Below are 26,559 nucleotides of genomic sequence, written 5' to 3'. Positions count from 1 at the left end.
GAAGGGGACCGCGAGGAGCCGCACTAGACTTGCGCGGGTGAGCATCCCCACCGTCTGCGTCTTCGATTACGGCTTCGGCAACGTGCGCTCCGCCACCAGGGCGTTGGAGCATGTCGGCGCCCAGGTCCATCTGACCGCGGACCGTGAGGTCGCCATGAGCGCCGACGGCCTCGTCGTCCCTGGTGTGGGGGCTTTCTCCGCCGTCATGAGGGGTCTGCAGGAGGCCCGCGGCGACCAGATCGTCGGCCGCCGCCTTGCGGGTGGACGTCCCGTGCTCGGCATCTGCGTGGGCATGCAGGTGATGTTCTCGCGGGGCGTGGAGCACGGTGTCGAGTCGGAGGGCCTGGACCAGTGGCCTGGGGTCGTGGAGCTGCTGCAGGCGCCCGTGGTGCCGAACATGGGCTGGGCGAAGGTCGCGCCGCCTGACGGCTCGGTGCTGTTCGACGGGATCGCCGACGAACGCTTCTACTTCGTCCACAGCTACGGTGCGCGTGAGTTCCCGTTGGGCACCACCGAGGACACGGGCCGCTTCACGGCGCCGCTCGTCACCTGGTCGGAGGCGGGCCCTGCCGACCATGCCGACCGGTTCGTCGCCGCTGTGGAGAACGGCCCGTTGAGCGCCACGCAGTTCCACCCGGAGAAGTCCGGCGACGCGGGACTTGCGCTGCTGCGCAACTGGGTCGAGTCCTTGTAGCACCGTGTCCCAGGCGCCGCCGGTACCGTGAGGGTGTGCGCTTGAGGGGAGTGCGAACGTGACGATGCCACGGCGGCGGGTCCTCGCCTCCGTCGGCGTGCTCGCGCTCGTGATCCTGCTCGCGATCGGGCTGGTGCTCGGTGCACGGCATCGCGACGCGATCGCGTGGCGGGAGTCCGTCCAGGCGCTCACCGATGCGGTCGCGGCCTGCGAGTCCGCGCAGAGCTCGATGGTCATCGCGCTCGATGCCGGACAGGCGCGTCTGGCGCGGGAGGGACTCCCTCCGGACGCGGCGGAGGTCGCAGGCCTCGCCGCCTTGGTGGACGATGCTGCCGCGCTCGCGGACGAATGCACGGCAGCGCCCGCGCACACCGCGGCGGCGAACGAGGCCGTCGCCGCGAGCCTGGAGGATGCGGGGTCTCGCATGCGCGACCTGGGTCTTCGTCTCGCCGAGGCGCGCGCCTCGGTCGATGCCGCGCAGGCGGCGTACGAGCTGGACGCCGCACGGTCCGCGTTTCAGCAGGCCGTCGTCGAGGCGCAGTCCGCCGTGAGAGATGCTCAGGGCCTCCTGCAGTCGTCCCAGGGTGAGGTCGCCGACGACGCCGCGCTGAGCGCGCTCAGCGACGCGATCTCAGCGGTGGGGTCGGCTGCAGGACCGCCGCCGGCGGACGCTGACGCTGCCTGGTTCGCAAGCCGGCAAGGTGTCTTGGCGAAGGCGTTGCAGACGCTGGCCGACGCGTCGACGCAGGTGGAGTCGTCGCGTCAGGCATGGTCCGCGGCGCAGGCCACGGCTCCGCGCGCGGGCGGCGGGTCAGGGAGCTCCTCGTCGTCGACGACGGCGCCGGGGGGCTGGTCCGACTTCGATGTGTCCGTGGCGGATCCGTCGGCTTTCTGCGCCGCGCTCGACTCGGCGCGCACGGGAGCGGGATCGCCCGCGCTCACCTCGTGCGTCGCGTCGGACGCGCAGAGCGCGCACGCGATCGAGATGGCGCAGGCCGGCTCGATCTGGCACACGGGGAACGAGAACATCGTCGGCTACTCCGACACGGTGTCGTCCCTGATGGCTGCCTTCATGGCGTCGTCCACGCATCGTGCGCTGATCCTGACGGATGGGCGGCAGGCCACCGCGCAGGTGGGGTGCGCCTGGAGGCATGACTGGGGGGCGAACGCCCAGGGCGCGACCTACGACTACTCGCAGATCTACTGCTCCGCGCGCTTCGACTCGTAGCTGCGCGCACCGCGTGCCGCGCGCGCCGGTACTCTGGACCGCGGCCCGTCCCTCACGAGAAAGCGACGCCATGACCGACCTTCCCCGCCTCGAGCTCCTTCCCGCAGTCGATGTGGCCGACGGCCAGGCCGTCCGCCTCACCCAAGGCGAGGCGGGATCCGAGACCAGCTATGGCGACCCGCTGTCCGCCGCGATGGATTGGGTGCGCGGCGGAGCGGAGTGGATCCATCTGGTGGACCTCGATGCGGCCTTCGGACGAGGCTCCAACGCGGAGCTGCTGGCGTCGGTCGTCAAGGCCGTGGACGTGAAGGTCGAGATGTCGGGCGGCATCCGTGACGACGAGAGCCTGGAGCGCGCGATGGCGACCGGCTGCACGCGGGTGAACCTCGGCACTGCCGCGTTGGAGGACCCGGAGTGGACGGCGTCCGCGATCGACCGCTTCGGCGACCGGGTGGCGGTGGGCCTCGACGTGCGCGGCACGACCTTGGCGGCCCGCGGCTGGACTCAGGATGGCGGCGACCTGTGGGAGGTGCTCGCCCGTCTCGACGCCGCCGGCTGCGCCCGGTACGTGGTGACGGATGTCAAGAAGGACGGCATGCTGACCGGGCCCAACCTCGAGCTGCTCGCGCAGGTGTGCGCGGCGACGAGCGCGCCTGTGGTGGCCTCCGGCGGCGTGAGCTCGCTGGCAGACATCGCGGCCATCCGCACCCTCACCGCGCAGGGCGTCGAGGGGGCGATCGTCGGCAAGGCCCTCTACAACGGCAACTTCACGCTGCCTGAGGCGCTGGACGTCGCCGGACGCCCGTAGCCTGACGCGTCGGGCTCGCGGACTCCGGACGTGGGATTCGCCACGGCCTGCGGCCTCTCGTCGGTGCCTGCCCGTACCCTGGTGGCATGACCGACGAGGAGCCGCTGAAGGAGATCCCGGAGTCGATCTTCGCGGACGACGACGGCAGCGCCGATGCCCGCCTTGCGCAGGCGCTGATCCGGTACTCGCGCGGCAAGGCGCCCCTCGCGGAGGTCGTGGAGGCCCTGGCCTATGCGCGCGTTCTCGTGCCGGTGCTGGCCGACGGCGAGCAGCGGGTGGTGGGCCGGCACGGCCTGGAGCAGGACCATGTGGCGTCGACGGGCGTGGTGGCCGTGCAGATGCCCGACGGGCGCGCCGGGCTGCCGGTGTTCACCGATGTCGATGCGATGAAGGCATGGAATCCCGAGGCTCGTCCCATCCCTGCCGAGGGACCGCGTGCGGCCCTCGCGGCGATCACCGAGGAGTGGGCCGTGATGGTGCTCAATCCCGGCATGGAGACCACGGTGATCCCGCGCCCGGCGGTGTGGGCGCTCGGCCAGGGGGAGCAGTGGCGTCCCGCGGTCGCCGAGGGCGTGGTCGCGGAGGACGTGGTGGTCGCGGTGCGTGACGCGGTGCTGCTCGACGACAGGTTGAAGGCAGTGGAGGCCGAACCGGGCCGCCGGAGCGAGGTCGCGATCGTGCTGCGGCTCATCCCAGGCCTGACCCAGCCCGAGATCGACGACCTGCTGCGTCGGGTGCAGCGGCAGCTGTCGTCGTCGGACGTGGTCGCGCATCGAATCGACAGTCTCGAGCTGAGGCTCGCTCCGGCGCTGTAGCGGGGAGCACGGACTCGCTGACCGTCGCTGCGCGCGGCAGGCCCTGTCACGAGGAGGCGCAGATGCTTCCCACGGGGCCGCGCACGCCGGGGTCTGCCAGCATCGTGGTGAGTGACGTGAGGCTGATGGCGTATGCCCAGCCGTCCTCGTCGGCATCGATCGCGTAGAGCACGCCCACCACCTGATCGGCGGCGTTCACGACGGCGGAGCCGGAGCTGCCGGGCGCGGCGGTGACGCGGAGCACCAGCACGTCGTCGGGGTCGGTGCCGAACACCTCGGGGGTGGTGCTGTGCATGGGGCCGGTGACGGTGGTGAGCGAGTCGCCCGACGGGTACCCGGACACGGAGACGGTGTCGCCGGGCTGAGATTCGGCGTCCGCGAGCGTCAGCCATTCCGGCAGGTCCTGCGCGACGGTGAGGAGCGCAAGGTCGGCCTGGTCGTCGATCTGCACGCTCGTGACGGGGATCTCCTGGCCGTCGTAGCTGGTGAGGGTGACGGTCACGGAGTCCTCGACCACGTGGCGGTTGGTGACGAGCGTGTGCGCGTCGATCGCGAACGCGGAGCCGGTGCCGTACGTGGTGCAGCCCTCGACGCGCACCCGGTACGCCGCATGCTCGGGGAGTGAGAAGCCGTCGTCCGAGACGTACGACGCGGATGCGGAGGCGTCGGATGAGGCGGAGAGGCTGGGGACGAAGCTGTCAGGAAGCGGGGGCGGTCCGCTCGGGAGCGCGGCGCAGCCGGACAGTGCGAGCGCCGCGGCCGCGAGCATGGCGCCCGCGTGCCGGCGCCTCATCCCGCGGCCGCCGTGTACTGCTGGTACGCGGTGGCGAGCGAGTCGCAGTAGTCGGCGACGTCGGCCTGGACCGATCGTGCGTTCGAGTTGTCGTAGGTGTAGCCGTTCTTGAGGGCGTCGGTGAGCACGTCGTCGTAGGACGAGGCGCAGGACGCGTAGGCGTCGAGCAGGTCCGTGAGGTACTGGACGTCGTCGCCCGCGTGCGCCTCGGCGTTGGCCACGTCGGACAGCCTCGTGGTGGCCGTGTCGAGCTGCGACTGGAGCGTCTGGACCTGCGTCTGCAGGTCCTCGGCCTGCGCCTGCGCCTGGGCCAGGCTGGTGCCCAGCGACGCGGCGTCGGCGCGGAGAGTGTCGTTCTGGTCGGTCCACTGCGAGTTCACGAGCCACAGGTACGCCGCGAGCGCGATGGCCGACGCGAGGGCGAGCGCGAGCGCCGTGATCGCGACGATCTGGCTCGTGACTCGGCGGGCTGGGCGCGGCGCCACCGGTTCAGGGTCGGTGGCGAACGGATCGTCGATCAACGTGGTTCCCCTTCGTGCGTGGGCGACGTGCCGGAACTGTAGCCGACGTCGAGCCTGTGCGCTGTGAGGTGGACGACACGCCCGTCAGCCGCCGACGTAGACCGAGCCGTCGAAGGCGCTGGTCGTGCAGCTGGGAGCCTCGGGCACCAGGAGCGACGTCTCGCTCAGGAGTGTGCGCAGCGTGGAGACGGGGACGATCAGGCTGTTGCCGTCGTCGGTCTTCGCGTAGACCACGCCCACCACCTCGCCGTCCTCGCTGAGCACGGGCGACCCGGATGATCCCGGCTCCACCTCGGCGCTTGTCACGAGCACCTTGCCGATGGCGGCGTCCAACGGGTCTGCGGTGCTGCCGAGCACGACCCCGGAGACGCTGGTGAGCTCGCCGCCGTTCGGGTATCCGATGACGGTGATGACATCGCCCGGTTCGGGGTCCTGCTGCGCCAGGATCGCGTAGCTGGACAGGACGGCCTGGTTGGTGCGGACGATCGCGATGTCCGCGACGGTGGTCGACGACACGGCGGTCGCGTTGAGGTTGTCGCCGTTGTAGGTGGAGACCTCGATGCTGCGCGAGTCCTCGATCACGTGCCGGTTGGTGATCAAGGTGGAGTCGTCGTAGGCGAATCCGGTTCCGGTGGCGATGAAGCCGCAGCCGATGTTGCGCACCCTCACGGTCATCCGTTGCGCGACGCTGAAGCCGTCGGGGGACATGGCGCCGGAGCGGGCTGCGGGGGAGATCGACGACTGCGGAATCCAGTCGGAGGGCATGGGGGTAGGCCCTGACGGCAGCACGCTGCAGCCGGTGACGAGCGCGCAGGAGACGGCGAGCGCGGCGAGGGGGCGGCGGCGCATGGGTCAGCCGTTCAGGAGCTTCTGGAACTCGGTGTTCGAGTCCTTGGCGGCGGTGCACAGCTCGGTCACCGACTGCTGGTAGGCCGCCACCTCCGCAGCGTCGTACTGGTCGGGGCTCTCAAGGTAGACGACCAGCTGGTCCTCGGCCTCCAAGCAGCGGGTGAGGGCGTTCGCGACGGATGCTCCGGTGCTGGCATAGCCGCTGAGCATCTCGATCTGCTGTGCGGTGTAGGCCCTGTCGTCGTCGAAGTTGGCCGTCTCGTTGGCGAGCTCGGTGATGCGGTCCTTGGCAGTGCTGAGCTGCGCGGTGAGCCGGTCGATCTGGTCCGTCTGCGCGGCCACCGTGTCCTGCGCGTCGGACAGCTCGGCGCCGAGCTCGTAGTTGACCGTGGTCAGCTCGTCGGCGCGGTCCTCCCACTGGGAGACCACGTCGGACAGGTACAGGATCACGGCGATCAGCGCTATCACGCTGACGGCGAGGAGCGAGGCCAGTGCGATCCACCGCTGGCGCTCCTTGACGCGTGGCACCGGCTGGTCGCCTTCGTCGTCGCCGTGGGCCGCCTGCAACGCGAGGCTCCCGTCGGCGTCGGCGTCGGCCGCGACGGTGCCCGCCGCGGTCTCGGCGGATGCGGTCTCGGCGGTCGCCGTTGCGGCGGACGTGGATGCGGTGAGGACGTCTCCGTCGGCGGGCTCGATCGGGGCAGGGGTCATCGTGTCCCCCTCATCGTGCGTCCCCTGGGACTCTCGCGACTTCTTCAGCTGACTGCTCCCGTGTACTTCTCGCCCGGACCGTCCCCCAACGCGTCGGGCACGACCGAGGCCTCCCTGAACGCCAACTGTACGCTTCGGAGCCCGTCTCGCAGCGCCCTCGCATGCGTGTCACCGATCTCGGGGGCGGCGGCGGTGACGAGCCCCGCGAGCGCGGTGATCAGGGTGCGTGCCTCGTCGAGGTCCTGGTGCTGCTCGCCGTCCTCCGCGAGTCCGCACCGCAGGGCCGAGGCGCTGAGCAGGTGCACCGCTACGGTGGTGATGAGCTCCACGGCGGAGACGTCGGCGAGGTCGCGAGTCTCGTCGGTGGCGTCGGCCCAGGTACGGCGTGACGGAGCGTCCGACGATGCCGGGGGCGTATTCGTGCTCATCGTGATATCCTTCTTCATCGACCGGCCACGGAACATTCCGTGGCGCACAAGTGGAGTCCGCCTCCCACCCTTGGGCCACTCGATGGGCCAGGGTTCCGGTCCTGCCGCGAGGCGTGCCTTCATGGTACGCGGGCAGGAACCTCCGGTGGGCCTCTGCGCGTGTTCGAGCAGGGGCCTTTTCCTTTGCTCGGGGTCGGCGAGGAAGTCACACGAGGAGGAGCACCATCAACGAGCCCCGCATCAACGAGCGCATCCGTGTCCCCAAGGTCCGTCTGGTCGGTCCGCAGGGCGAGCAGGTCGGCATCGTCCGAGTCGAGGATGCGCTGCGTCTGGCGCAGGAGGCCGATCTCGACCTTGTCGAGGTTGCCCCCAACTCGCAGCCGCCGGTCGCCAAGCTCATGGACTACGGAAAGTTCAAGTACGAGGCGGCGGTGAAGGCGCGCGAGGCGCGTCGCAACCAGGCGAACACCGAGATCAAGGAGATGCGTTTCCGTCTCAAGATCGACGAGCATGACTATGAGACCAAGAAGGGCCACGTCATCCGCTTCCTCAAGGGTGGAGACAAGGTCAAGGTCACGATCATGTTCCGCGGTCGTGAGCAGTCGCGTCCCGAGATGGGTCGCCGGCTCCTCCTGAAGCTGGCGGACGAGGTCGCGGAGTTCGCGGTCGTCGAGAACCGTCCGAGCCAGGAGGGGCGCAACATGTCCCTCGTGCTCGGCCCTCTGAAGAAGAAGGCCGAGGCCCGCGACGAGCAGCGCAAGGAGCGCGAGGCGCGCAAGGCGGCGGAGGCTGCGGAGCGCAACGAGCGCGAGGCTGCGAAGGCGTCCAAGACCACGCCGTCCGACTCGGTCGAGCCGGAGGAGCTGGTCGAGGTGGTCGAGACGGAGGAGACCGTCGAGACCGTGGAGCCGGACGAGACCGTCGAGGTCGAGACGGACGAGGCCTAGGCCTCACCACAGACTTCCCGGGCCCTACGGGTCCCGGACACACGTGTCGTGCCCTGACGGGTTCGGCCTGACTTGAAGAAGGAGGCCATCGTGCCGAAGAACAAGACCCACTCGGGTGCCAAGAAGCGCTTCAAGCTCACCGGCACCGGCAAGGTGAAGCACGCCTCGGCGATGAACGTGCACAAGTTCGAGGAGAAGCACTCCTCGCGCAAGCGCCGTGTGGCCGTCGACCAGGTGCTCGCGGACGGCGACGCCAAGAAGATCAAGAAGCTGCTGGGCAAGTAACCGCCCGAGAAACCAAGGAGTAAGAAATGGCACGCGTCAAGCGGGCGGTCAACGCCCAGAAGAAGCGCCGGTCCACCCTCGAGCGCGCCGCGGGTTACCGCGGTCAGCGTTCGCGCCTCTACCGGAAGGCGAAGGAGCAGGTCACCCACTCGATGGTCTACGCCTACGGCGACCGCCGTAAGCGCAAGGGTGACTTCCGCAAGCTGTGGATCCAGCGCATCAACGCTGCTGCCCGCGCGAACGGCATGACCTACAACCGCCTCATCCAGGGCCTCAAGGCCGCGGAGATCGAGGTCGACCGCCGTATGCTCGCCGAGCTCGCGGTGAACGACGAGGCCGCGTTCGCGCAGCTCGTCGAGGTGGCGAAGAAGGCCCTTCCGGCCGACGTCAACGCGCCCGCCGCGGCGTAAAGCACCTCCCGCATGACAGGACGCCCCGCCGGGCCCCGCCTGCGCGACATGCTCTCGAATCCGAGAGCTGACCGCGTGAAGGGCGTGAGGGCCCTGGCGGGGCGTTCTGCGCGTGACCGGTCAGGGACCTTCCTGGTCGAGGGTCCTCAGGCGGTGCGCGAGGCGGTGCGGTTCGCCTCGGACGATGTGCGCGACGTGTACGTCACGGATGCCGCGAGGCTCGCGCACCCTGAGATCGTCGACGAGGGCCTGGAGGCCGGGCTCTACGTGCATCCGGTGACCGACGAGGTCGCGCAGGCCATGAGCGCTGATGCACAGGGCGTGCTGGCGGTCCTCAACGCGCATGCAGAGCCGGGGCTCGACGCCCTCCCCAGCGCCCCGCGCCTGGTGGCGGTGCTCAGCGCCGTGCGTGACCCTGGCAACCTGGGCGCAGCGATCCGCGTGGCGGACGCCGTAGGCGCCGACGCGGTGGTGCTGGCCGGCGACTGCGTGGACCCGCGCTCGCCCAAGGTGATCCGCGCGTCCGTCGGCTCGGTCTTCCACCTGCCTGTGCTGCGCGCGCCGCGCCTCACCGAGTCCGCCGCGCACCTGCGCGAGCGCGGGCTCGCGCTGGTGGGCGCCGACGTGAGCGGCACCGTGCTGCTCGGGCGTGACACCGAGCGAATCCTCGCCACCTCGCATGCGTGGATCATGGGCAACGAGGCGTGGGGGCTCACGCCCGACGAGCTTCGCGAGCTGGATCATGTGGTGCGGATCCCGATCGTCGGCCAGGCCGAGAGCCTCAACCTTGCGACGGCGGCCGCCGTCTGCCTTTACGCGAGCCTGTTCGCACGATCCTGACCGCTGTCTGCGAGGACCGCCGTCGGGTCGGACCGCTCCAAGGTGAGCGGTCGTGATTCTTGCCACAGGAGTTCGCGGTGCACCGGGTGCCACCTCTAGCCTGCGGCAGTGTCCCTCTCCCCAGCGCGGCTCCCGGCCGACTCCCGCCGCTTCCTTCGCTTCGGCGCGGCCGTCGTGTGCGTGGTGCTCGCCGCGCAGGTGGGGCTTGCACTCTGGTTGTTCGGGATCTCGAAGGACGGCGCGGGCGCGGCGGTGGACGCGGTGCTCACCATGCAGGCAGGATCCGCGCAGTCGTGGGTGGCGGACTACGCGTCGGCGGCCACAGGGGCCACCTCCGGAGTCGCGGCGTGGATGGACGGCGCAGCAGCCCCTGCAGCGCAGCTCGAGGACCATCTGCTGCTCGTCGTGGCCACGCACGAGCAGCTGCATGCGCTGGTCGTGGTCAATGCCGACGGATCATGGATCCGGGTCGAGCGCGACGCGGGCAACGGCACCGTGAGGTACCGGGTGGAACGCGTGACGATGACGGGCGGCGAGGCGGCGGCGGTCTCGGAGACCTACGACTCGTCGCTGTCGTCGATGGCCGACTCGAGCGCGGCGCCCGGTCCTGACGCCGGTCCCGACGCAGGCGGTCCTGACTCAGGTCCCGGTGGTGCGGATCAGTTCGGCGACGGCTCCGCGTACAGCTTCTGGCCCGCAGGCGCGACGGCCGATGCCCTGGTGTGGACCATGGCGGTGGCGACGACGCCCGAGGAGGGTTCGGGCGTGTGGGCGGCGCAGCCGGTGCGGGATGCGCAGGGTGCGTTGGTCGCCGTGGTGGCGACGGAGTTCCCGGTGTCGGCGATGCAGGCGGTCCTGGAGGCCGTGCCGCTCGGCGACTCGGGGCAGGTGTTCCTGATGGATGACGCGCGCCGCGTGATCGCGGCTCCGCGCGCGTTCGACGACAAGGTGGGCGCCGTCGGCGGTGGTGCGCCGCCCACGCTCGAGACCCTGGGTGTCGACACCACGGTCGAGGGGTCGTCCGGCGACTCGACGGTCTCGCTCGGTCACGACGGCGTCTACCGCACGGCCGAGGTCGGCTTGGCGGGCGAGGGTGTGCCGTGGGTGCTGCACCTGCGCGCGATCGATGCGGAGCTCGCGCCTCAGGTCCTCGCCGTGGGGGTGGCGATCCGGTGGGCGGCGGGGATCTCCGCGGTGGTTCTGCTGGTCGCCGGAGCGCTCCTGTTCGTGATGTGGCGCCCCATGAAGGACATGCGGCGGGCGGCGGAGACCGACGGTCTCACAGGTCTGCTCCTGCGGCGCCGGTTCCTGGAGCTTGCGCCCGCGGTGGTCGCGTCGGCCCATAGGGATGGTGGTGCCGCGTGCGTCGCGGTGCTGGATCTGGACAACTTCAAGCGTCTGAACGATGACGAGGGTCATGAGGCAGGCGACGTCGCGTTGAGGAAGGTCAGCAAGGCGATGCGCTCGTGCGTGCGCCGTGGAGACCTCGTCGCGCGGTGGGGCGGAGACGAGTTCGTGGTGCTGCTCGCGCTCGCGGACCCGTCCGATGCGGTGTCTGCCGTGGAACGGCTGAGGCAGGCCGTCGAGGCGCGGCTCGGGGAGGAGTTCCCTGGTCGGTCGGGCCTGGGGGTGACGGCGGGCGGCGTGGTCTCGCGGGACCTTCACGACGATGTCGCGGACCTGGTGCGCTTGGCGGATGCGGCGCTCGTGGAGGGGAAGCGTCGCCAGAAGTCGCGCTCGTACGTGGCGGAAGGCCTTCCAGCGCCGGCATGACCGGTGCCGCGGCACACGACGCTCGGCCTCTTCGTCACCTGTTGCTTTCGGCTGGTATCGATACCCCTTGAGGCATCGTGATCCTTCCCACATGACCCTGATCGCAACGGTGAGCCGTGGCGATTCTCGGGGCATGTCACCGACCTCCGTGATGCCCGCCGGCAGGCGTCGGCGCATGCTCACGCTCGGGGTGGTGATCATCGTCGCCGTGCTTGCCGCGCAGTTGGGGCTCGCGGCGTGGACGGGCACGGTCGCCGACAAGGGCGTGACCGCCGCGCTGCAGGAGAACTTCACGTATGTGGCGGACGTCTCCGCCGCGACGGTGGGCGACTTCGTCGAGTCCTCCGAGGCGACCACCGAGGCGGTCGTGCGGTGGATGGAGGCCGACGCCCCGACGAGGGAGGAGGTCGCGCGCCGGATCCTTACGCTGCGTGCTGCGGATCCGGAGCTGCGCGCGATCGTGGTCGCGTACGCGGACGACTCGTTCGTCGCCGTCGTGCCGGGGAAGCAGGACGAGCCGTACGCGTATGTCGTCGCGGTGGCCACGGCGGATGCGCGCGGTGGCGGCGACTTCACGCTGTACGGCTACGGCAAGGACCTGATCCTCATGGAGACCGAGCACAAGGAATGGGAGACGGGCGGCAAGGAGCTCGGCTTCTGGGACGCGGCGGCACCCGCGTACGAGCTCGTCTGGACCGACCCGGCCCTGCGCCCGCTGAGCGGGGACAAGGGCGCGTGGGCGGCGCGGCGGGTGCTCGATGCCGACGGTGCGGTGGCGGCGGTCGTCGGGACCGACTTCTCGCTCGACGCGCTCGCTGCGTCGTTGAACAGCCTTCCTCTGGGCGATGACGGCGAGGTGTACCTGCTCGACTCGACGCGCCGTGTGCTCGCCGCGCCCGCGGACGATCAGCCGACCGTCGCCGCGGGCTTCTCCGAGGACGGCGGGCTCCCCGCCGAGGACCTCCAGATCGCGACGACCTCGCAGGCCACGCCTTTCGACATCGCCGTGCGCTTCGGCACCGATGGTCGGCTGCGCACAGCCGAGCGTGGCCTGCAGGACATCGGCGTGCCATGGGTGCTTCATCTGTCCGCCTCGGACCATTCGCTCGCGCCTGGAGTCCTGCACCTTGCGACGGTGCTGCGCTGGGCCACCTGGATCATGCTGGGCGTGCTGCTGGTGGCGGCGGCGATCTTCGTCGCCGTACGCAAGCCGCTCAGGGACATGCACTCCGCGGCCTACACCGACGGCCTCACGGGTCTGTCGACGCGTCGTCGCTTCGTCGAGTTCGCAGGCGATGCGATCGCGACCGCCCATCGCGAGGGCGGCCATGTGTGCGTCGTCGTGCTCGACATCGACAACTTCAAGCGCATCAACGACACGGACGGGCACGACGCGGGTGACGTCGCGCTGGCGACGATGGGTCAGACGCTGCTGCGCCACGTGCGCCAGGGCGACCTTGTGGCGAGGTGGGGAGGCGACGAGTTCGTCGCGCTGCTGGTCATGAAGGACGGGAAGGTGGGGATCGCGGCGATGGAGCGGTTGCGCGCAGCGGCGGAGCGTGCGCTGGTCGACGCGTTCCCGGCGCATGGCGATCTGGGAGTCACGGCGGGAGGGGCGTCCTCCGTGTCCGGATCGGACCGCGTGGAGGACCTGGTGCGCGTCGCTGACGAGGCCCTGGTGGCAGGCAAGCAGCGTGTGAAATCGCGCTCGTACGCCGCGCTCGGCTGAGCGCCGCTGTGGCGCTGGTAATCTCGGGCGCAGTCTGAGGAGGCTTCATGGAGAACACGGTCCCGCTGGAGATCCACGGTGCACGGGGCAAGGTCGAGGTCGAGGGCGTGCTGGGGCTGGGCGCGAAGGTGCTGCTCGACGGAGAGCCGGTGCGTGCGGTCAAGGGCGCGTACGCGATTCCGTTGAAGGGCGGCGCGACCGCGCAGGTGAAGGTCCGCGGCCTGCTGCCCGGCTTCCAGACGGTGACGGTCGACGGGACGCCGGCGCTCGACATGGGCGCGCATGTGCCGAAGGTGGCGCGCTACACGATGTTCGCTCCGCTCCTCCTGCTGCTGTCGGCCCTGCTCGGCACGGTGATCGGCACGATCGGCATGCTGCTGGCCGTGGTCCTGTTCTTCATGTCGGTCTTCGTCGTGAAGAACCCTGAGATGCCTGCGGGCCTTCGCGTGGCGTTGCCTGTGATCAACACGGTGGCGGCGGCGCTCGTGGTGCTCGTGTTCGCCGGGGTGCTCGGCTAGCGGCATGGCCCGCACGGAGCTGCGTCGCCTGCGCGACCCGCTGGCATGGATCATCGGGGTCGCGGTGCTCACGCTCGTGCTCATCGCGCTCTCGTCGCTGTATGTCGGTGCGGATGTGCGCGACGAGTCGCGCGCTATCACATCTGATGCCGTGCAGGTGATCGGTGACACGGCTGCGGCGCAGCTCTCCGAGGTGGCGCAGCCCGCTGTGCTGGTGCTCACGGCCCTGCAGTCGGGCATCTATGCCGATCCGGAGCTCCTTGCGGACGGCGAGGTGATCACGATGCTCGCGACGGCGATGCTCGGCTTCGACGCGATCGGCTCGTTGCAGGTGCAGGCCGCCGACGGATCCATCTCCAGCATCCATGGTGTTCCCGACGGGTACGTGGTGGTGCAGAGGACTGCTGACGGCGTGGTGTCGGCGATCCATTTCGACCCGACGTTCGCCAAGTCCACCCCGGTCGACGACCCGCCGTTGCACATGGTCGACGCGCTCGAGCAGGTTCCCGTGGGCAAGATCGTGAGATTGGGCCCCAAGCCCTTGGGTACCTCAGGCGAGATGGCGATCCCCAGTCGGCTCTCGGTCTACAACGCGGACCGCGAGCTGGTGGCCACGGTGCAGGCGTCGATCGACCTCTCGGTCTTCGACGACGAGCTGAGCGGCACGCAGGCGTACGAGGTGGGGACGGTCGGCCTCTACGCGGACGACGGCACGCTCGTGGCGGGCCAGGACGTGGTGGTGCCGGAGGGCATCGTCCCCGAGGCGACGCGTGACGGCCAGGTGGTCCGGGACGGCACGTGGGTCTACTACGTGCGCACGGTGGACAGCGCGGCAGGCCTCAGCTGGACGCTGGTGCTGTGCGCCAACGCGGAGGACGTGGTTCCCGCCGCGTCGGCCGTGGCGAGCACGATGAGCACCTACACCGTCGTCGTCCTGCTGTTGGTGCTCGGCTTCGCGGTGCTCGCCTGGGCGTTGCGACGCCCGGTGGGGGAGATCTCGCTGCGGGCCCGTACCGACGCCGTCACGGGGCTCTCCAACCGGCACCACTTCATGGTGCGGGGGTCGGACGTGCTGCGTGCGGCGAGTCGTCGCGGCTCGCAGGTGGTCGTCGCGATCTTCGATCTGGATGGTTTCAAGCAGGTCAACGACCTGGTGAGCCATGACGGGGGAGACGACGCTCTGCGCGCCGTGGGCGACGGCTTGGCGTGGAACGCGGGACCACGGGACGTGGTGGCGCGCATCGGCGGTGACGAGTTCGCCTTCGTGCACTGGCTGAGCCGCGAGGAGCCGCCGGGGGAGGCCGTGGAGAGGCTGCGCGCGGCGGCGGAGCTGACGCTGCACGCGAACGTCCCGGAGGAGCTCGAGGTGGGCGTGAGCGCGGGATGGGCCGAGACCTCGGGCGGCGAGTATCGCCTGGACCGTCTGCTGCGTGCGGCCGACGAGGCCATGGTGAAGGGACGACGCGAGGAGAAGGGCGTGGCGTACGAGGGCGACGCCTTGCTACCCTGACCGCGTGAGCATGCAGTCGAGCGCCGTGAGGTCCCTGGTGGCCCTGCGCTCCTCCGTGCCCGCCGCGCACCGTGCGGCCACCGCCGTGCCTCGCGCCGGCGGCGTCTTTATCTAGGCCCGGCGAGGACCGCCGGGCCTGAGCCCTCACGCGCGGCCGCGATGCCGCCCCCGCGCGCCCCGGTAGACTCCCGCACGGACATTCCCTCAAGGAAAGCAGCCATGACCGACCTCTCTCCGCTCGACGCCGCAGGCGTCCAGGCGGCCGTCGACGAGGCGCTCGCCGCCTTCGCCGCCGCCACCACCCTCGACGAGCTCAAGGACGCGCGACTCGCCCACACGGGCGACAAGGCGCCGCTGACGCTCGCCAACCGCGCCATCAAGGACGTGGAGCCCTCCGACAAGGCCACGGCGGGCCAGGCCATGGGTGCCGCGCGCGCCGCCATGGGCAGGGCGCTCGCGGCCCGCACCGAGGAGCTGGAGGCGGAGCGCGACGCCCGCGTGCTCCTCGAGGAGACCGTCGACGTGACGCTCCCGGTGGCTCGTGGGCTGCAGGGTGCTCGCCACCCGTTGGAGACCATGCAGGAGACCATGTGCGACACGTTCGTCGCCATGGGCTGGGAGGTGGCCGAGGGCCCGGAGATGGAGGCGGAGTGGTTCAACTTCGACGCCCTCAACTTCGATCCCGACCACCCTGCGCGGGAGATGCAGGACACGTTCTTCATCGACCCGCCGGAGTCGGGTCTGCTGCTGCGCACCCACACGTCGCCGGTGCAGGTGCGTGCGGCGCTCGATCGCCGTGAGGCGCTGGTCAAGGAGGGGCGCGGCATCTACGTCGTCTGTCCCGGCAAGACGTTCCGCACCGACGAGCTGGACGCCACCCACACGCCGGTCTTCCACCAGATCGAGGGCCTGGCCGTGGACAAGGGCCTGACGATGGCGCACCTCAAGGGCACGCTGGACGCGTTCGCGCGCTCGCTGTTCGGGCCCGACGCGGTGACGCGTCTGCGTCCGTCGTTCTTCCCGTTCACGGAGCCGAGCGCGGAGATGGATCTGCGCTGCTTCGTGTGCGGCGGCGAGGACACCTCCTGCCGCACGTGCTCGGGCACCGGCTGGATCGAGTGGGGCGGCTGCGGCATGACGCACCCGAACGTGCTGATCGCTGCAGGCATCGACCCGTTCGAGTACACGGCTTTCGCGTTCGGCATGGGCATCGAGCGGACCCTCATGTTCCGCCACGGTGTGAAGGACATGCGTGACATGGTCGAGGGGGATGTGCACTTCTCCCAGCAGTTCGGGATGGAGATCTGACATGCCCAAGATTCCGCTGAAGTGGCTCGAGGAGTCGATCGACCTGCTGCCCGGCTCGACCGCCGAGGACGTCTCCGCCGCGCTGGTGAAGGTGGGCCTCGAGGAGGAGGGCATCGAGGGCGGCTCCGTCGCGGGCCCGCTCGTGATCGGCCGCGTGCTCTCGCTCGTCAAGGAGGAGCAGTCCAACGGCAAGACCATCAACTACTGCCGTGTGGACGTCGGCTCTCACAACGACCCTGCCGGCCCCGGCCACAAGCCTGACAACAAGGACGAGTACCCGGAGAGCCGCGGCATCGTCTGCGGAGCCCACAACTTCGTCGCGGGCGACTTCGTGGTGGTCGTACTGCCCGGCGCCACGCTGCCCGGCCCGTTCCCCATCTCGGGGCGCAAGACGTACGGCCACTGGTCCGACGGCATGATCTGCTCCGCGAAGGAGCTGGGCCTGGGTGAGGACCACTCGGGCATCATCGTGCTGAAGTCCCCGTCGGGGGAGTCCGCCGTGTTCGCGGGCGCCTCCGTGCCCGACGAGGCGCTGGTGCCTGGTGCCGACGCGATCCCGCTGCTGGGGCTCGACGAGCAGACCATCGAGATCAACGTGACGCCGGACCGCGGCTACTCGTTCTCGGTGCGCGGCGTGGCGCGCGAGTACTCGCACTCCACGGGTCAGCCGCTGCGCGACCCTGCCGCCATCCCGGTGTCGGGCAAGCGCGGCGCGGGCTTCGAGATCGACATCGACGACCTTGCACCGATCCGTGACCGCGTGGGCTGCGACCGCTTCGCGGCACGGATCCTGCGCGGCTTCGACCCGAAGGCTCCGAGCCCCACGTGGATGAAGCGTCGTCTGGACCAGGCGGGCATGCGGCCCATCTCCCTGGCGGTGGACGTCACCAACTACGTGATGCTGGAGCTCGGCCAGCCGCTGCACGCCTACGACCTGGGGACGCTGTACGCACCCATCCAGGTGCGTCGCGCGCGTCCGGGGGAGAGGCTGACCACGCTGGACGACGTGGAGCGCGAGCTTCACGCCGAGGACCTGCTGATCACGGACTCCAAGGACGGGCTCGGCGCCCGTGCGATCGGTCTGGCGGGCGTCATGGGCGGTCTGGAGACGGAGATCTCCGACTCGACCACCGACATCCTGCTGGAGGCGGCCCATTTTGATCCGGTGACCATCGCGCGGACCGCGCGCCGGCATCGTCTGGGCTCGGAGGCATCGCGCCGGTTCGAGCGTGGTGTGGACACGGCGCTGCCGCCGCACGCGATCGAGCGCGCGCTGAGGCTCATGCAGGAGTTCGGCGGCGGTGAGATCGAGGAGATCTACACGGACGTCAACACCGTGGAGCCGGTGCGCCCCATCGTCATGGATGCGACGTTCCCCGGCACGATCGTCGGCGTGGAGTACCGCCAGGACGTCGTGGTCGACTCGCTGGAGCAGGTGGGCTGCACCGTGGTGGAGGACGGCACCAAGCTGACCGTCACGCCTCCCACGTGGCGCCCCGACCTGGAGTCGCCGGTGAACCTGGTGGAGGAGGTCGCACGCCTGGAGGGCTACGACAACCTGCCGTCCGTGCTGCCGGTGGCGCCCCCGGGGCGTGGCCTGACGCACAGCCAGAAGGTGCGCCGTTCGGTGGCGCGCACGCTGGCCGAGGCGGGCCTCACCGAGGTGCTGACGTACCCGTTCATGTCGGAGCAGCGTCTGGACGACATGCTGGTGCCGGCCGATGACATCCGTCGTGTGCAGGCGGTGCGTCTGGCCAACCCGCTCTCGGCGGCCATGCCGCTCATGCGGACCGGGCTGACCGCCACGCTGATCGACGCCGTGAAGACCAATCTGGGCCGTGGCGCGCAGGATGTGGCGATCTATGAGATCGGTCGCGCGTACCGTGCGGACCGCATCGGCAACGTGCCCACGTCGTTCTCGGGTTCAACGATCACGCCGGACGACGTGGAGCGCCTCAACGAGGCGCTGCCGGGTCAGCCGCGACGTGCGGCGGGCATCATGGCCGGCAACCGCGTACCTGCGGCGTGGAACCACGGCGCGGAGCCGTTCGACTGGACCGACGCCATCGCCATGGTGAACAAGGTCGCGGCGGCGTGCGGCGTGGAGCTGTCGGTGTCGCGTGAGCCGTTCGAGGGGCTGTCGGTCATGCCGATGCACCCGGGCCGTGCGGCCATGTTCCGCCTGGCAGACGGCACGCCGGTGGGTGTGGCAGGGGAGATGCACCCGAAGGTGTGCGAGAACCTGGGCCTGCCTGCACGGACCGTGGGCTTCGAGGTGATCCTGGACGACATGATCGAGGAGTCGGACGGGCGCATCGCGCCCGCGACGCCCGTGTCGCAGCAGGTGCTGGCCAAGGAGGACTTCGCGTTCGTCGTGGCCGACTACGTGCCCGCAGGTGAGCTGGTGGCGGCCGTGAAGGCTGCTGGCGGCGAGCTGGTCGAGGACGCTCACGTGTTCGACGTCTACACGGGCGAGCAGATCGGCGAGGGCAAGAAGTCGCTGGCCGTGAACGTCGTGATGCGTGCTGCGGATAGGACGCTCGGTGCTGATGAGGTGCTCGCGGTGCGCGAGGCGATCATCGCGGCGGCGGGCGAGGAGTTCGGGGCGGTGCTGAGGTAGAGCGCGAGCCGTCAAGCGAAAGGCCAGCCGGCTGTCGCGTCGGCTGGCCTTTCGCTTTGCGCTGTTGCCGCCTATGAGTTGAGATAGCGGCGCACAGTCGCGCGGATCGTGTCGATGTGCAGATAGATGTCCTCGAGGCTGTCGATTGGAACGCGCGTTTCGTTCTTATCTGCATCGAGAAGTCCCAGGTACTTCTGCTTCTTGCTATTGAACCAAAGTCGCGCGATCGGCTTCCGGTTGTTGTCGTCCAGAAGGACCGCGAAGTAGCTCTTGGCGTCACGGTGGACGACCCGCTGGGGCTTCACCTCGGCGCACGCGATCGCCTTCACGATTTGGAAACCCTCGAGCTCCTCAAGCGTCGTCTCGATATCGGGGTCACGAGTGAGGTCCTCTTCGACCACGGGCGCGCTCTCGACGGTGGCCTCGGGTACGTCGGTGGCCGACGGTGTGGGTGCGGTGTACGACGCACCGAGCGCGGTCTTGAGGCGGTCGTTTACCTGCTCACTCGTGAACTGCCGCAAAGCCTTCGACACGAGAGCCGTGAACTGTCCTCGGACCTCCTGCGTGAAGCGACCGTCGTAGACCTGGCTAGTGAGTAGGCGAACGAACTGCTCGCTCGGACTCTTGAACTCGGCGGAGATGGCCCTCTTCAGCGACCCGACGTACTTGAGCTCCTCGGCAGCGTTGATGACGGAGTCGATGTCGAAGACGTCCTTGGAGAGCTTCTTCAGCTCTGGAATCAAGGTCGGGTCGATGTCGAGAAGATCAAGCACCAGGAATGGCCTGTCGTCCATGCGATTGGGCACGTCCAGGTCGGTGTAGAAGTTGTAGACCTGGCCGTTCGTCAACACCGCGATGCGTGCATTTGTGACCGAGAAGTAGCGAAAGAGCTGCGACGCGTGCTCAATGGTCAACGCGCCCGATGACCGCTTGCACTCGATAAGTAGTTGGACGTCACGTTCGCGCAGAATCGCGTAATCGACCTTTTCGTTCCGCTTGGTGCCGACGTCCGCGTTGAACTCTGGTACCACCTCGAGCGGATTGAACACGTCGTAGCCGAGGATTGTCGCGATGAACGGCATCACGAACGCGTTCTTGGTCGCTTCCTCAGTCTGGATAGCGTCCTTCTGGTCACGTACCTTGCTCGCAAGCGCTGCGAGCCTGTCTTCGAACTCCATCGTTCGCCCCCTTCGGTTGCTCAGACATTATCGGAACCTGAAGTGTTGCACTTGAGTCTGGGGCGACCCGGCTGGCGCCCCTGCCGTGCACGAGCAACGGAAGACGCGATCGATCGGCTGGTCACATACGGGTCTGCCACGAGTTCCGTTGACGAGAGTCAACGGAACTCGTGGCAGACCCATCGCCCGTGCGGGTGAATGTGTACCTGCAGGCCGCAGGCCGCATGTGAAGGACTAATGCGGGCTAGGGTGACGCTACGAACCACGTCACGAATGAGGGAGCCACAAGTGTCACAATCACCCGAAGCGGGCTGGTATAACGATCCGAACGACCCTTCCACTAGCCGCTGGTGGGACGGCGCGAATTGGACCGACCACACGAAGTCAGCTGAGCCAGTGCCGTCGGTCGCGAACACGAGCGACCAAACGCGCGGCTCGCTGCGCGGCGTCGGTCGGATTGTTGCGGCATTGGCGGTTGTAGCGATTGGTCTACTCATACTGATGATGTTTGGCTACGCACTCAGCATGGCTTCCTAATTCGTTTCCCGTGCCGAAGGGCCTGGCGAATTCCGCTAGTTGCCAATCCAGCCGCATCGGGTCGGGTGCCGATTCGCTAAGTTGTACTCATGCGAGAGGACAGCCTGGTTTTGCGAGGGGGGTCGCGTTGATCGAGACTACTGCCGCCTACGCATCGCTGTTAGGGCTGGCGATTGCCATCTTCCAGATATGGCGCACTGGACGGGTTGTGCTGGCAACGCGTAGGGCGACGGAGTACACGACTTCCCGGCTTGCCGAGTATGCAGTCCTTGCACAGTATTCCGAGTTGCTTGAATTGCAGGCGGAACTCGACAGGGCCGTTGCAAACGATGAGCCTCAGGCAGCGCGCGTGGCCCTCTTGCAGTGGGACCGACGAGCGTTCGAACTGGTCGGGATGCGGGTGGTGACGAGTATTCCTTCCGACGACGTCCGGCGCGCGGCACTTTCGGCTCGTGAAGCAGCAGAGAAGATCAAGCGGCGTCACAAGGCAACGCTTGCAACCATCACGGCTTCTGCCGAAGGCCACATTGGTACGGTCTGCAGTATCGTCCGGCAGGCGAACGGCGAGCTTCGGGTGAAGCCGCCACTCGACCTCACGGTGCCTGATCGCGGTGCCCGTGAAGACCTGCGCGAGTTGTACTGGCCTATGAAGATCAAGATTGGAGGCGGTGGCCGTGGCCGATGAAGTGAACCCGCTGGAGACTCTCGCGGCACGCTTGCTTGAAGCGACCAAGGCTAAGAGGGTCAGTTGGGATGCGACGAGCAATACGTCGTACGAATGCTCTCTCGGGACCGCGACTGTCGTGGTTCGCAGCAAGGACAACGATGGCATCCAACCCTTCGAGATTCGGCTGTTGAACTTCGGCGGTGTAGTGGTTGACTCCGCCGTGACCAGCCTGGTGGAGAACGAATCGTCGTGGGATCGCGAGTTGGTGCACGCGAACCGTCTTAGCGCGCTCATTGAGGATCTCTTCGTTGCGGCACGGAGAAACGCGCTCGATGTTGACGCCGTTGTTGCCGAAGCGCTTGGAGCGATTCCGTTGGCTATCGACGACGGCGACCTTCCGTTCTAGGCGCGCGGAGCGCGCTCTTCAGTCGAATCTGCGACGTAACTCGTCATGCCATCCAGACCCCTCCGGCCATTCGATAGCGGCTGGCTTCGGGGCGGTTCCGGGTTCGCCGGACACTTGCCCGCTCGGGTGGCAGGAGTTCGCAGGTGCCGTACCGGGGCGGGGCGCGCCTGCGGCGCAGGCTGCGCCGCGCCCGGCCCCGCCGGCCCTCGATGCGTGCTCAGCGGTGGGGGTGGATTACCGCTTAGTCGGCAACGCCGTCTGAGTCACCCCCCAGAAGGGCGGGTGCTCGCTCGTCGCGCTGGCTCAGCTCCTACTTCGGCATCTCCCACAGCTCGATCGGCAGCCCCTCGGGGTCGTGGATGCGCACGAAGCGCCCGTACTCGGTCTCCCAGTCCGGCTGCCGCTCCACGGCGATGCCGGCGCCGTCGAAGTGGGCGAGCATCGCGTCCAGTCCGGTCACACGGAGGTTGAGCATGAACGGCTGGTCCGCGTCGAAGTACGGGCTGTCAGGGCTGAACGGCGCGAAGACGGTCATGCCCGCCTCCTGCTGCCACACCGCGTCCGAGCCTTCGGCGCCCGCATCGATGCCCAGATGCTCCCGATACCAGGCCGCACGCCCTTCAGGGTCATGACTGCGGAAGAAGAGCCCGCCGATTCCGGTGACCGCCATGGCTTCAGGCTAATCGCGCCGGGCGGCAGTCAGCCGACCGAAGCCACGCCGTCAGCCGACCGAAGCCACCGTAAGGTCCAGCACCACGTCCTCGTGTCCATCCGCCGTCACGGTCACCTTCGCCGAGCCCGTGCCGGCAGGACGGAGAACGGCCAGCGCACGGCCGTCGAACGTCGTCCACGTGGAGGCGTCGAAACGCTCCTGCGTGCACGGGTTCGCCGAGCACATGCCAGCCAGCACCGCCGCACCCTCGACGGTCACGGTCACGGACGCCACCGAGTCAGCGGCAAGGACGCCGGAGGCGTCCCGCAGCTCGATCGCCACGTACGCCAGCTCGTCGTCCGAGTCCGACAGCTCGGCCCGGTCCACGGACGCGGTGAGCCTCGGGGCGGAAGCCGTCGTGAGCGTCGTCCTCCCGACCTCCACGCCGTCCCGGAACGCTACGGCCACGAGCGAGCCAGGCTGGTATGTCGTCTCCAGGACGGCCAGCATCGGCTTCCTCTCACCGACGGCTCCGCGTGCGATCTCCGTGCCGTCGAGCTCCAGCGACACCGTGTCGGCGTCCGCATAGACCTCCACGGTCACCGGCTTGCCCTCGTAGCCGTGCCACGTCCACGAGGACACGGAGTCGCTCCACGCCCACATCGACGGGTTGACGATCTCGCGCCCATGGAACTCGGGGCGCAGCACGGCGATGTACGGCTCGGTTCGCAGACCGAAGACGATCTCCCGGTAGTAGGACAGCGGGCGGCGATGACCGGTGATGTCGATGTCGCCGCACCAGGCCGTGAGGTACGGGAACTCGCGCTCCAGCTGGCCCGACGCCTTGTCGTCGCCCGCGTATATCGTCGAGCCGATGCCCACCTCGCCTAGGTAGTCCCAGCCGGTCCACGTGAAGTCGCCGATCACGTTCGGGCTGGCCATCACCATCGGCCACAGGCGCCCGATCTCGCCGCCGAAAGTCTCCGACCCCACCAGCACGCGGTGCGGGAAGAGCTCGCGGTCCGCGGCATAACGCGACTCGGCGTAGTTGAGTCCCAGCACGTCCAGCACGGACGACGACTCCTCGATCCGCACGGTCGCGTTCTCCGTGCTCGACACCTTCGCGAAGGCGCTCTCGTCGGCCATCAGCGCGTTCAGGCCGCCCAGCGCCTCGATGATCTGCGGCATCTCGTCGATCACCGCCAGCAGGGCGTTGACGCCGTTGGTGACGGGCCGCGTCGGGTCGATCGACCGCACCTTCTCAGCCAGCCGCCTGGCCCAGCGTGCGCCGTGCGGCGTGCCCGTCTCCACGATCTCGTTGCCGATCGAGTACATGATCACCGACGGGTGGTTCCGGTCCTTCGTGACCAGCGCCTCGATGTCCGCCTCCCACCACACGGGGAAGTCCGCGGCGTAGTCGTACGGCGTCTTGAACCGCGTCCACATGTCGAAGGCCTCGTCCATCACCAGCATGCCGACGCGGTCGCAGGCGTCGAGCATGGCGGGGGAGACGGGGTTGTGCGCGGCGCGGATCGCGTTGAACCCGGCCTCCTTCAGCAGCTCGATGCGCCGCTCCTCGGCACGGCCGATCCCTGCGGCACCCAGCGGGCCGTTGTCGTGGTGGATGCAGGCGCCGCGCAGCAGCACCTCCTCGCCGTTGATCCTGAGCCCCCTCCGCGGGTCCACGGTGAGGGTGCGGATGCCGAACGTCGTCACCACCGGCGGCTCGTCATCGAGTGCGACCGACGCGGTGTACAGGGTGGGGCTGTCGGGCCCCCACAGCGCCGGGTCCGCGATGTACAGGTGCTGCCGTACCAGGGACGTCTCTCCGGGAGCCAAGGTGAGCGGCGTGGAGTCGCCCTCCACCTGCGCGCCCGACGCGTCGGTCACCGTCGTCTTCACGCGGACGGTGCGCGTCGCCCGGGTGTCGTTGACGACGGATGTGGCGACTGAGACGACGGCCTGGTCCTGCTCGACCCGCTCCGTCACGACCGCGATGCCGTCGGTGACGACCCGCACCGGCTGGTCCACGTGCAGGAGCACCGGCCGGTGCAGGCCGGCGCCCGAGTACCAGCGGGAGTCCTCGCCCGAGCGCACCTCGATGCGCAGCGCGTTCGCCGTGCCGTACGCGAGGTACGGGGTGAGGTCCACGAAGAACCTCGCGTATCCGTCGGCCCTGATGCCCGCCAGCTCGTTGTTGAGCAACACCTGCGCGCGTCGGAACGCACCCTGCACCTCGAGCTGGACCGTCCTGCCCTCCCACTCGGCGGGCACGTCCAGCGTGCGCTCGTAGGTGTACGCGCCGGCGGGGTGGTAGGCGCTGGCGCCCTTGGAGGGCACGTCGGGCGAGCGGACCTCGTCGCGAAGGGCGTCGTGCGGCAGACGCACGGTCCCCAGCGTCTCGGGTCCGCCGGCGATGCTTGCGAACGGCCCCGTCGGGTGTCGGTACGTCCACTCGTCGTTGAGGGGGATGCGTGCCATGAGGTAGTGCCTTCTTGTCTCTCAGGTGCTCGGGAGCACGTCTTCGTGAAGGAGCAGGCGGAGGTGATCCTCCAGCAGGGCGACGACGTCGACGCCGTCGGGGTCGATCAGCCAGTGCAGCTGCGCGCCCTCCCACAGGGCCAGGAAGGAGGCGGCGGCGAAGGCGGGGTCCACGCCGTCGCGCAGCAGGCCTGCGTCGGCCATGCGCGTGAACCAGTCCTCGAACGCGCCGCGGACACGCGCGATCCGTGCGCGGAAGAATTCGCCGAGGGGATGGTCGGGGGTCACGGACTCGGCGGCCAGCAGCGTGTAGAGCTCGATGATCCCCGGTGTGCCGGCGTTGTGCCGGGCGAGCGCGAGCGCCGCCTGCGGGATCTGCTCGGGCGCGTCGGCATGCTGCGCAGCCAGCACGGCGTCCGCCTGCCGGTCGCGGTCCGTCATCAGCTCGAGCAGCAGGGCGGACTTGTCGGGGAAGTGGTGCAGCACGGTCGACTGGTCCACGCCGCAACGGCGGGCGATCTCCCGCATGGAGCCTGCGCGGTAGCCCAGCTCGGTGAAGACGTCGGTGGCGGCGGCGAGGATGCTCGCGCGGGTCTCGGCGGACCTCTTGTACGGGCCGCGGGTGCGCGCACGGAGCGGACGCGTCGCGTCGTCTGCGCTCATGGTCTCCCGCCCGTCTCCATCGAAAATCCAGCACTTGAGGGAATTTCATGATCGTGCCGGGACGTGCAGGTGTCAAGAGGCGGCGAAGGGCGCGCGCCGGGCTGTGCCGGCGCGCGCCCTTCGAAGGTGCGGCAGTGGGGTGGGGCTGTCGGGTGCGGCTACGCGTCCACCGAGTGGCGTGCGCCCACCTGGAAGCTGTCGGCGTCCGCGAACATCTCTGCCACGGTGATCGGCCTGCGGCCCGTGACCACGGTGTAGTCGAGCGAGTGCACTGCCATCTTGCCCATGCGGATCGCCTCGCCGAACGTCACCATGCCCTCAGAGGAGAACGGTGCCTCGGAGCCGTCCTTGAACTCGCCGTCCGTGGTGCGCGGCACGCCCATCGCGTCGAACACCTCGTACTGCTGCTCATCCGTCAGCTCGCGGAACGGGATGTCGTTGCCGGTCGCTGCGTTGCCATACCCGCAGAACTGGGCCATCGTCATCGCCTCGGCGCCATTGATGTTGAGCGCCAGGTGGTGCAGATACGGGTTGGCCAGCACATGCGCGGCGGCGCGGGCGCAGTCCTTGCGGGAGATGAAGGCCATCAGGCCCTCGCCCGCGTTGTTCGCCATCGCGCCCATCGGCACTGATCCGAGGTAGGCGGTGATCATCGCCTCCGCATACTGCGAGTTGCGCAGGAACACGTAATCCAGATCGGTGGCCTGGATGTAGGCCTCGGTCCACGCGTGGTCGATCTTCTCGATGCTGGGGTTCTCGGGGTCCGTCGCGTTCACGAGCGACGTGTAGACCACCTGGCGCACACCGGCCGCCATGCAGGCGTCCACGGCGTTCTTGTGCGCGGCCCGACGCTTGGGGCCCACGAACGGCATCGAGATCACCAGCACCTTGTCCGCGCCCGTGAATGCGGCGACCAGTCCGTCGGGATCGTTGAAGTTGGTGACCGCGGTCTCGATGCCGGCGGCCTGGTACTCGGCGAGCGCGTCGGGCGTCGGTGCCGTGACGCGGATCCTGTCAGCAGGGACCAGCTCCCGCAGGACGCTGGCGGCGTAGCCTCCGAAGTTTCCGTCCACTCCGCAGATGACGAGCTTGCCCATGTCGGTGACCTCCTGTGATCGGTTCGGATGACTCGATCGTAGGCAGGTGTCCAAGTGAGGTGTCTCGCCCTTTGGTCCCCGATTTGCAGGG

27 protein-coding genes are annotated in these 26,559 nt (G+C 69.0%); 17 read left to right on the top strand and 10 right to left on the bottom strand.

Features of this window, described 5'->3' with window-relative positions; translation table 11 throughout:
• The first annotated feature begins 37 nt into the window (after window positions 1-37).
• The 4 genes from hisH (at window position 38) to RN607_RS08295 (ending at window position 3,545) form a co-directional block, all read left to right on the top strand.
• Window positions 38-694 carry an imidazole glycerol phosphate synthase subunit HisH gene (gene hisH / locus RN607_RS08310; protein ID WP_313541814.1) on the top strand — a complete coding sequence of 219 codons (657 nt, stop codon included), beginning with the start codon at window positions 38-40 and terminating at the stop codon, window positions 692-694.
• A gap of 58 nt (window positions 695-752) precedes the next feature.
• Window positions 753-1,922 carry a spore germination YkwD domain-containing protein gene (locus RN607_RS08305; protein WP_313541812.1) on the top strand — a complete coding sequence of 390 codons (1,170 nt, stop codon included), beginning with the start codon at window positions 753-755 and terminating at the stop codon, window positions 1,920-1,922.
• A 70-nt stretch (window positions 1,923-1,992) separates the two neighbouring features.
• Window positions 1,993-2,730 carry a bifunctional 1-(5-phosphoribosyl)-5-((5-phosphoribosylamino)methylideneamino)imidazole-4-carboxamide isomerase/phosphoribosylanthranilate isomerase PriA gene (gene priA, locus RN607_RS08300; protein ID WP_313496146.1) on the top strand — a complete coding sequence of 246 codons (738 nt, stop codon included), beginning with the start codon at window positions 1,993-1,995 and terminating at the stop codon, window positions 2,728-2,730.
• A gap of 86 nt (window positions 2,731-2,816) precedes the next feature.
• A complete protein-coding gene (locus RN607_RS08295) occupies window positions 2,817-3,545 on the top strand; it encodes an SseB family protein (protein ID WP_313496144.1) in 729 nt (242 codons plus the stop codon).
• 46 nt (window positions 3,546-3,591) lie between these two features.
• Here the strand turns inward: RN607_RS08295 and RN607_RS08290 are convergent, their stop codons facing one another.
• The 5 genes from RN607_RS08290 to RN607_RS08270 all read right to left on the bottom strand — a co-directional run bounded on the left by RN607_RS08290 (window position 3,592) and on the right by RN607_RS08270 (window position 6,847).
• On the bottom strand, window positions 3,592-4,338 hold the full coding sequence (locus tag RN607_RS08290) for a S1 family peptidase (protein ID WP_313541810.1): 747 nt from the start codon (window positions 4,336-4,338) through the stop codon (window positions 3,592-3,594).
• A complete protein-coding gene (locus tag RN607_RS08285; protein ID WP_313541808.1) occupies window positions 4,335-4,859 on the bottom strand; it encodes a hypothetical protein in 525 nt (174 codons plus the stop codon). The genes RN607_RS08290 and RN607_RS08285 overlap by 4 nt, the downstream gene beginning before the upstream one ends.
• An 84-nt stretch (window positions 4,860-4,943) precedes the next feature.
• Window positions 4,944-5,708 (bottom strand): trypsin-like peptidase domain-containing protein, encoded by a 765-nt coding sequence (locus tag RN607_RS08280; RefSeq protein ID WP_313541806.1) that lies wholly within the window; start codon window positions 5,706-5,708, stop codon window positions 4,944-4,946.
• A gap of 3 nt (window positions 5,709-5,711) precedes the next feature.
• On the bottom strand, window positions 5,712-6,419 hold the full coding sequence (locus RN607_RS08275; RefSeq protein WP_313541803.1) for a hypothetical protein: 708 nt from the start codon (window positions 6,417-6,419) through the stop codon (window positions 5,712-5,714).
• Window positions 6,420-6,463: 44 nt separating this feature from the next.
• Window positions 6,464-6,847 (bottom strand): DUF1844 domain-containing protein, encoded by a 384-nt coding sequence (locus tag RN607_RS08270; RefSeq protein ID WP_313496135.1) that lies wholly within the window; start codon window positions 6,845-6,847, stop codon window positions 6,464-6,466.
• A 113-nt stretch (window positions 6,848-6,960) separates the two neighbouring features.
• Between RN607_RS08270 and infC the strand changes: the two genes are divergently transcribed.
• From infC to pheT, 10 genes are all read left to right on the top strand, one after another.
• Entirely contained in the window at window positions 6,961-7,794 is an 834-nt protein-coding gene (infC, locus tag RN607_RS08265) for a translation initiation factor IF-3 (protein ID WP_313496133.1), read from the top strand.
• 90 nt (window positions 7,795-7,884) lie between these two features.
• Complete coding sequence (gene rpmI / locus RN607_RS08260; RefSeq protein WP_313496131.1) at window positions 7,885-8,079, top strand: 50S ribosomal protein L35; 195 nt, start codon at window positions 7,885-7,887, stop codon at window positions 8,077-8,079.
• 26 nt (window positions 8,080-8,105) lie between these two features.
• The gene (gene rplT / locus RN607_RS08255) at window positions 8,106-8,489 is read left to right on the top strand and encodes a 50S ribosomal protein L20 (RefSeq protein WP_313496129.1); all 384 of its coding nucleotides are present in this window, start codon (window positions 8,106-8,108) and stop codon (window positions 8,487-8,489) included.
• 12 nt (window positions 8,490-8,501) lie between these two features.
• Window positions 8,502-9,329: a TrmH family RNA methyltransferase gene (locus RN607_RS08250; RefSeq protein ID WP_313541800.1), complete on the top strand. Its 828-nt coding sequence runs from the start codon at window positions 8,502-8,504 to the stop codon at window positions 9,327-9,329.
• A gap of 108 nt (window positions 9,330-9,437) precedes the next feature.
• Window positions 9,438-11,102 carry a sensor domain-containing diguanylate cyclase gene (locus RN607_RS08245; RefSeq protein ID WP_313541798.1) on the top strand — a complete coding sequence of 555 codons (1,665 nt, stop codon included), beginning with the start codon at window positions 9,438-9,440 and terminating at the stop codon, window positions 11,100-11,102.
• 133 nt (window positions 11,103-11,235) lie between these two features.
• Window positions 11,236-12,831, top strand: coding sequence for a diguanylate cyclase (locus RN607_RS08240; RefSeq protein ID WP_313541796.1), 1,596 nt, complete (start codon window positions 11,236-11,238; stop codon window positions 12,829-12,831).
• 47 nt (window positions 12,832-12,878) lie between these two features.
• A complete protein-coding gene (locus RN607_RS08235; RefSeq protein WP_313541793.1) occupies window positions 12,879-13,349 on the top strand; it encodes a hypothetical protein in 471 nt (156 codons plus the stop codon).
• A 4-nt stretch (window positions 13,350-13,353) separates the two neighbouring features.
• Window positions 13,354-14,859: a diguanylate cyclase domain-containing protein gene (locus RN607_RS08230; RefSeq protein WP_313541791.1), complete on the top strand. Its 1,506-nt coding sequence runs from the start codon at window positions 13,354-13,356 to the stop codon at window positions 14,857-14,859.
• A gap of 219 nt (window positions 14,860-15,078) precedes the next feature.
• Window positions 15,079-16,167 (top strand): phenylalanine--tRNA ligase subunit alpha, encoded by a 1,089-nt coding sequence (gene pheS, locus RN607_RS08225; RefSeq protein WP_313496118.1) that lies wholly within the window; start codon window positions 15,079-15,081, stop codon window positions 16,165-16,167.
• 1 nt (window position 16,168) lies between these two features.
• Window positions 16,169-18,787, top strand: a complete 2,619-nt coding sequence (gene pheT, locus RN607_RS08220) for a phenylalanine--tRNA ligase subunit beta (RefSeq protein ID WP_313541788.1) — start codon at window positions 16,169-16,171, stop codon at window positions 18,785-18,787.
• A 71-nt stretch (window positions 18,788-18,858) separates the two neighbouring features.
• Here pheT and RN607_RS08215 read toward each other — a convergent pair whose 3' ends face one another.
• Window positions 18,859-19,965 (bottom strand): type I restriction endonuclease, encoded by a 1,107-nt coding sequence (locus RN607_RS08215; RefSeq protein ID WP_313541785.1) that lies wholly within the window; start codon window positions 19,963-19,965, stop codon window positions 18,859-18,861.
• Window positions 19,966-20,163: 198 nt separating this feature from the next.
• Between RN607_RS08215 and RN607_RS14675 the strand changes: the two genes are divergently transcribed.
• The 3 genes from RN607_RS14675 (at window position 20,164) to RN607_RS08205 (ending at window position 21,575) form a co-directional block, all read left to right on the top strand.
• Window positions 20,164-20,502, top strand: coding sequence for a DUF2510 domain-containing protein (locus tag RN607_RS14675; protein WP_376784142.1), 339 nt, complete (start codon window positions 20,164-20,166; stop codon window positions 20,500-20,502).
• Window positions 20,503-20,629: 127 nt separating this feature from the next.
• A complete protein-coding gene (locus tag RN607_RS08210; protein ID WP_313541782.1) occupies window positions 20,630-21,187 on the top strand; it encodes a hypothetical protein in 558 nt (185 codons plus the stop codon).
• Window positions 21,177-21,575 carry a hypothetical protein gene (locus tag RN607_RS08205; protein WP_313541779.1) on the top strand — a complete coding sequence of 133 codons (399 nt, stop codon included), beginning with the start codon at window positions 21,177-21,179 and terminating at the stop codon, window positions 21,573-21,575. The genes RN607_RS08210 and RN607_RS08205 overlap by 11 nt, the downstream gene beginning before the upstream one ends.
• Before the next feature lie 310 nt (window positions 21,576-21,885).
• Here the strand turns inward: RN607_RS08205 and RN607_RS08200 are convergent, their stop codons facing one another.
• From RN607_RS08200 to RN607_RS08185, 4 genes are all read right to left on the bottom strand, one after another.
• On the bottom strand, window positions 21,886-22,245 hold the full coding sequence (locus RN607_RS08200) for a VOC family protein (RefSeq protein ID WP_313541777.1): 360 nt from the start codon (window positions 22,243-22,245) through the stop codon (window positions 21,886-21,888).
• Between the two features lie 51 nt (window positions 22,246-22,296).
• Window positions 22,297-24,708, bottom strand: a complete 2,412-nt coding sequence (locus RN607_RS08195; protein WP_313541774.1) for a glycoside hydrolase family 2 TIM barrel-domain containing protein — start codon at window positions 24,706-24,708, stop codon at window positions 22,297-22,299.
• Between the two features lie 21 nt (window positions 24,709-24,729).
• The gene (locus tag RN607_RS08190) at window positions 24,730-25,371 is read right to left on the bottom strand and encodes a TetR/AcrR family transcriptional regulator (RefSeq protein ID WP_313541771.1); all 642 of its coding nucleotides are present in this window, start codon (window positions 25,369-25,371) and stop codon (window positions 24,730-24,732) included.
• 158 nt (window positions 25,372-25,529) lie between these two features.
• A complete protein-coding gene (locus tag RN607_RS08185) occupies window positions 25,530-26,468 on the bottom strand; it encodes an NAD(P)H-binding protein (protein WP_313541768.1) in 939 nt (312 codons plus the stop codon).
• Window positions 26,469-26,559: the final 91 nt, after the last annotated feature.

Source organism: Demequina capsici (genome assembly GCF_032102965.1).
GTDB lineage: Bacteria > Actinomycetota > Actinomycetes > Actinomycetales > Demequinaceae > Demequina > Demequina capsici.
The sequence above is the reverse complement of the archived record's forward strand: the minus strand, read 5'-3'. Positions and strand labels throughout refer to the sequence as shown.

Bases quoted from the DNA above. Each gene is read 5' to 3' on its own strand.
- RN607_RS08230 (WP_313541791.1), top strand. From the start codon at position 13,354: ATGGCCCGCACGGAGCTGCGTCGCCTGCGCGACCCGCTGGCATGGATC.
- RN607_RS08215 (WP_313541785.1), bottom strand. From the start codon at position 19,965: ATGGAGTTCGAAGACAGGCTCGCAGCGCTTGCGAGCAAGGTACGTGAC.
- RN607_RS14675 (WP_376784142.1), top strand. From the start codon at position 20,164: ATGTGTACCTGCAGGCCGCAGGCCGCATGTGAAGGACTAATGCGGGCT.
- pheT (WP_313541788.1), top strand. From the start codon at position 16,169: ATGCCCAAGATTCCGCTGAAGTGGCTCGAGGAGTCGATCGACCTGCTG.
- RN607_RS08240 (WP_313541796.1), top strand. From the start codon at position 11,236: ATGTCACCGACCTCCGTGATGCCCGCCGGCAGGCGTCGGCGCATGCTC.
- RN607_RS08250 (WP_313541800.1), top strand. From the start codon at position 8,502: ATGACAGGACGCCCCGCCGGGCCCCGCCTGCGCGACATGCTCTCGAAT.
- rplT (WP_313496129.1), top strand. From the start codon at position 8,106: ATGGCACGCGTCAAGCGGGCGGTCAACGCCCAGAAGAAGCGCCGGTCC.
- RN607_RS08275 (WP_313541803.1), bottom strand. From the start codon at position 6,419: ATGACCCCTGCCCCGATCGAGCCCGCCGACGGAGACGTCCTCACCGCA.
- pheS (WP_313496118.1), top strand. From the start codon at position 15,079: ATGACCGACCTCTCTCCGCTCGACGCCGCAGGCGTCCAGGCGGCCGTC.
- RN607_RS08185 (WP_313541768.1), bottom strand. From the start codon at position 26,468: ATGGGCAAGCTCGTCATCTGCGGAGTGGACGGAAACTTCGGAGGCTAC.
- RN607_RS08200 (WP_313541777.1), bottom strand. From the start codon at position 22,245: ATGGCGGTCACCGGAATCGGCGGGCTCTTCTTCCGCAGTCATGACCCT.
- RN607_RS08280 (WP_313541806.1), bottom strand. From the start codon at position 5,708: ATGCGCCGCCGCCCCCTCGCCGCGCTCGCCGTCTCCTGCGCGCTCGTC.
- priA (WP_313496146.1), top strand. From the start codon at position 1,993: ATGACCGACCTTCCCCGCCTCGAGCTCCTTCCCGCAGTCGATGTGGCC.
- RN607_RS08295 (WP_313496144.1), top strand. From the start codon at position 2,817: ATGACCGACGAGGAGCCGCTGAAGGAGATCCCGGAGTCGATCTTCGCG.
- RN607_RS08270 (WP_313496135.1), bottom strand. From the start codon at position 6,847: ATGAGCACGAATACGCCCCCGGCATCGTCGGACGCTCCGTCACGCCGT.
- RN607_RS08190 (WP_313541771.1), bottom strand. From the start codon at position 25,371: ATGAGCGCAGACGACGCGACGCGTCCGCTCCGTGCGCGCACCCGCGGC.
- RN607_RS08290 (WP_313541810.1), bottom strand. From the start codon at position 4,338: ATGAGGCGCCGGCACGCGGGCGCCATGCTCGCGGCCGCGGCGCTCGCA.
- RN607_RS08195 (WP_313541774.1), bottom strand. From the start codon at position 24,708: ATGGCACGCATCCCCCTCAACGACGAGTGGACGTACCGACACCCGACG.
- RN607_RS08235 (WP_313541793.1), top strand. From the start codon at position 12,879: ATGGAGAACACGGTCCCGCTGGAGATCCACGGTGCACGGGGCAAGGTC.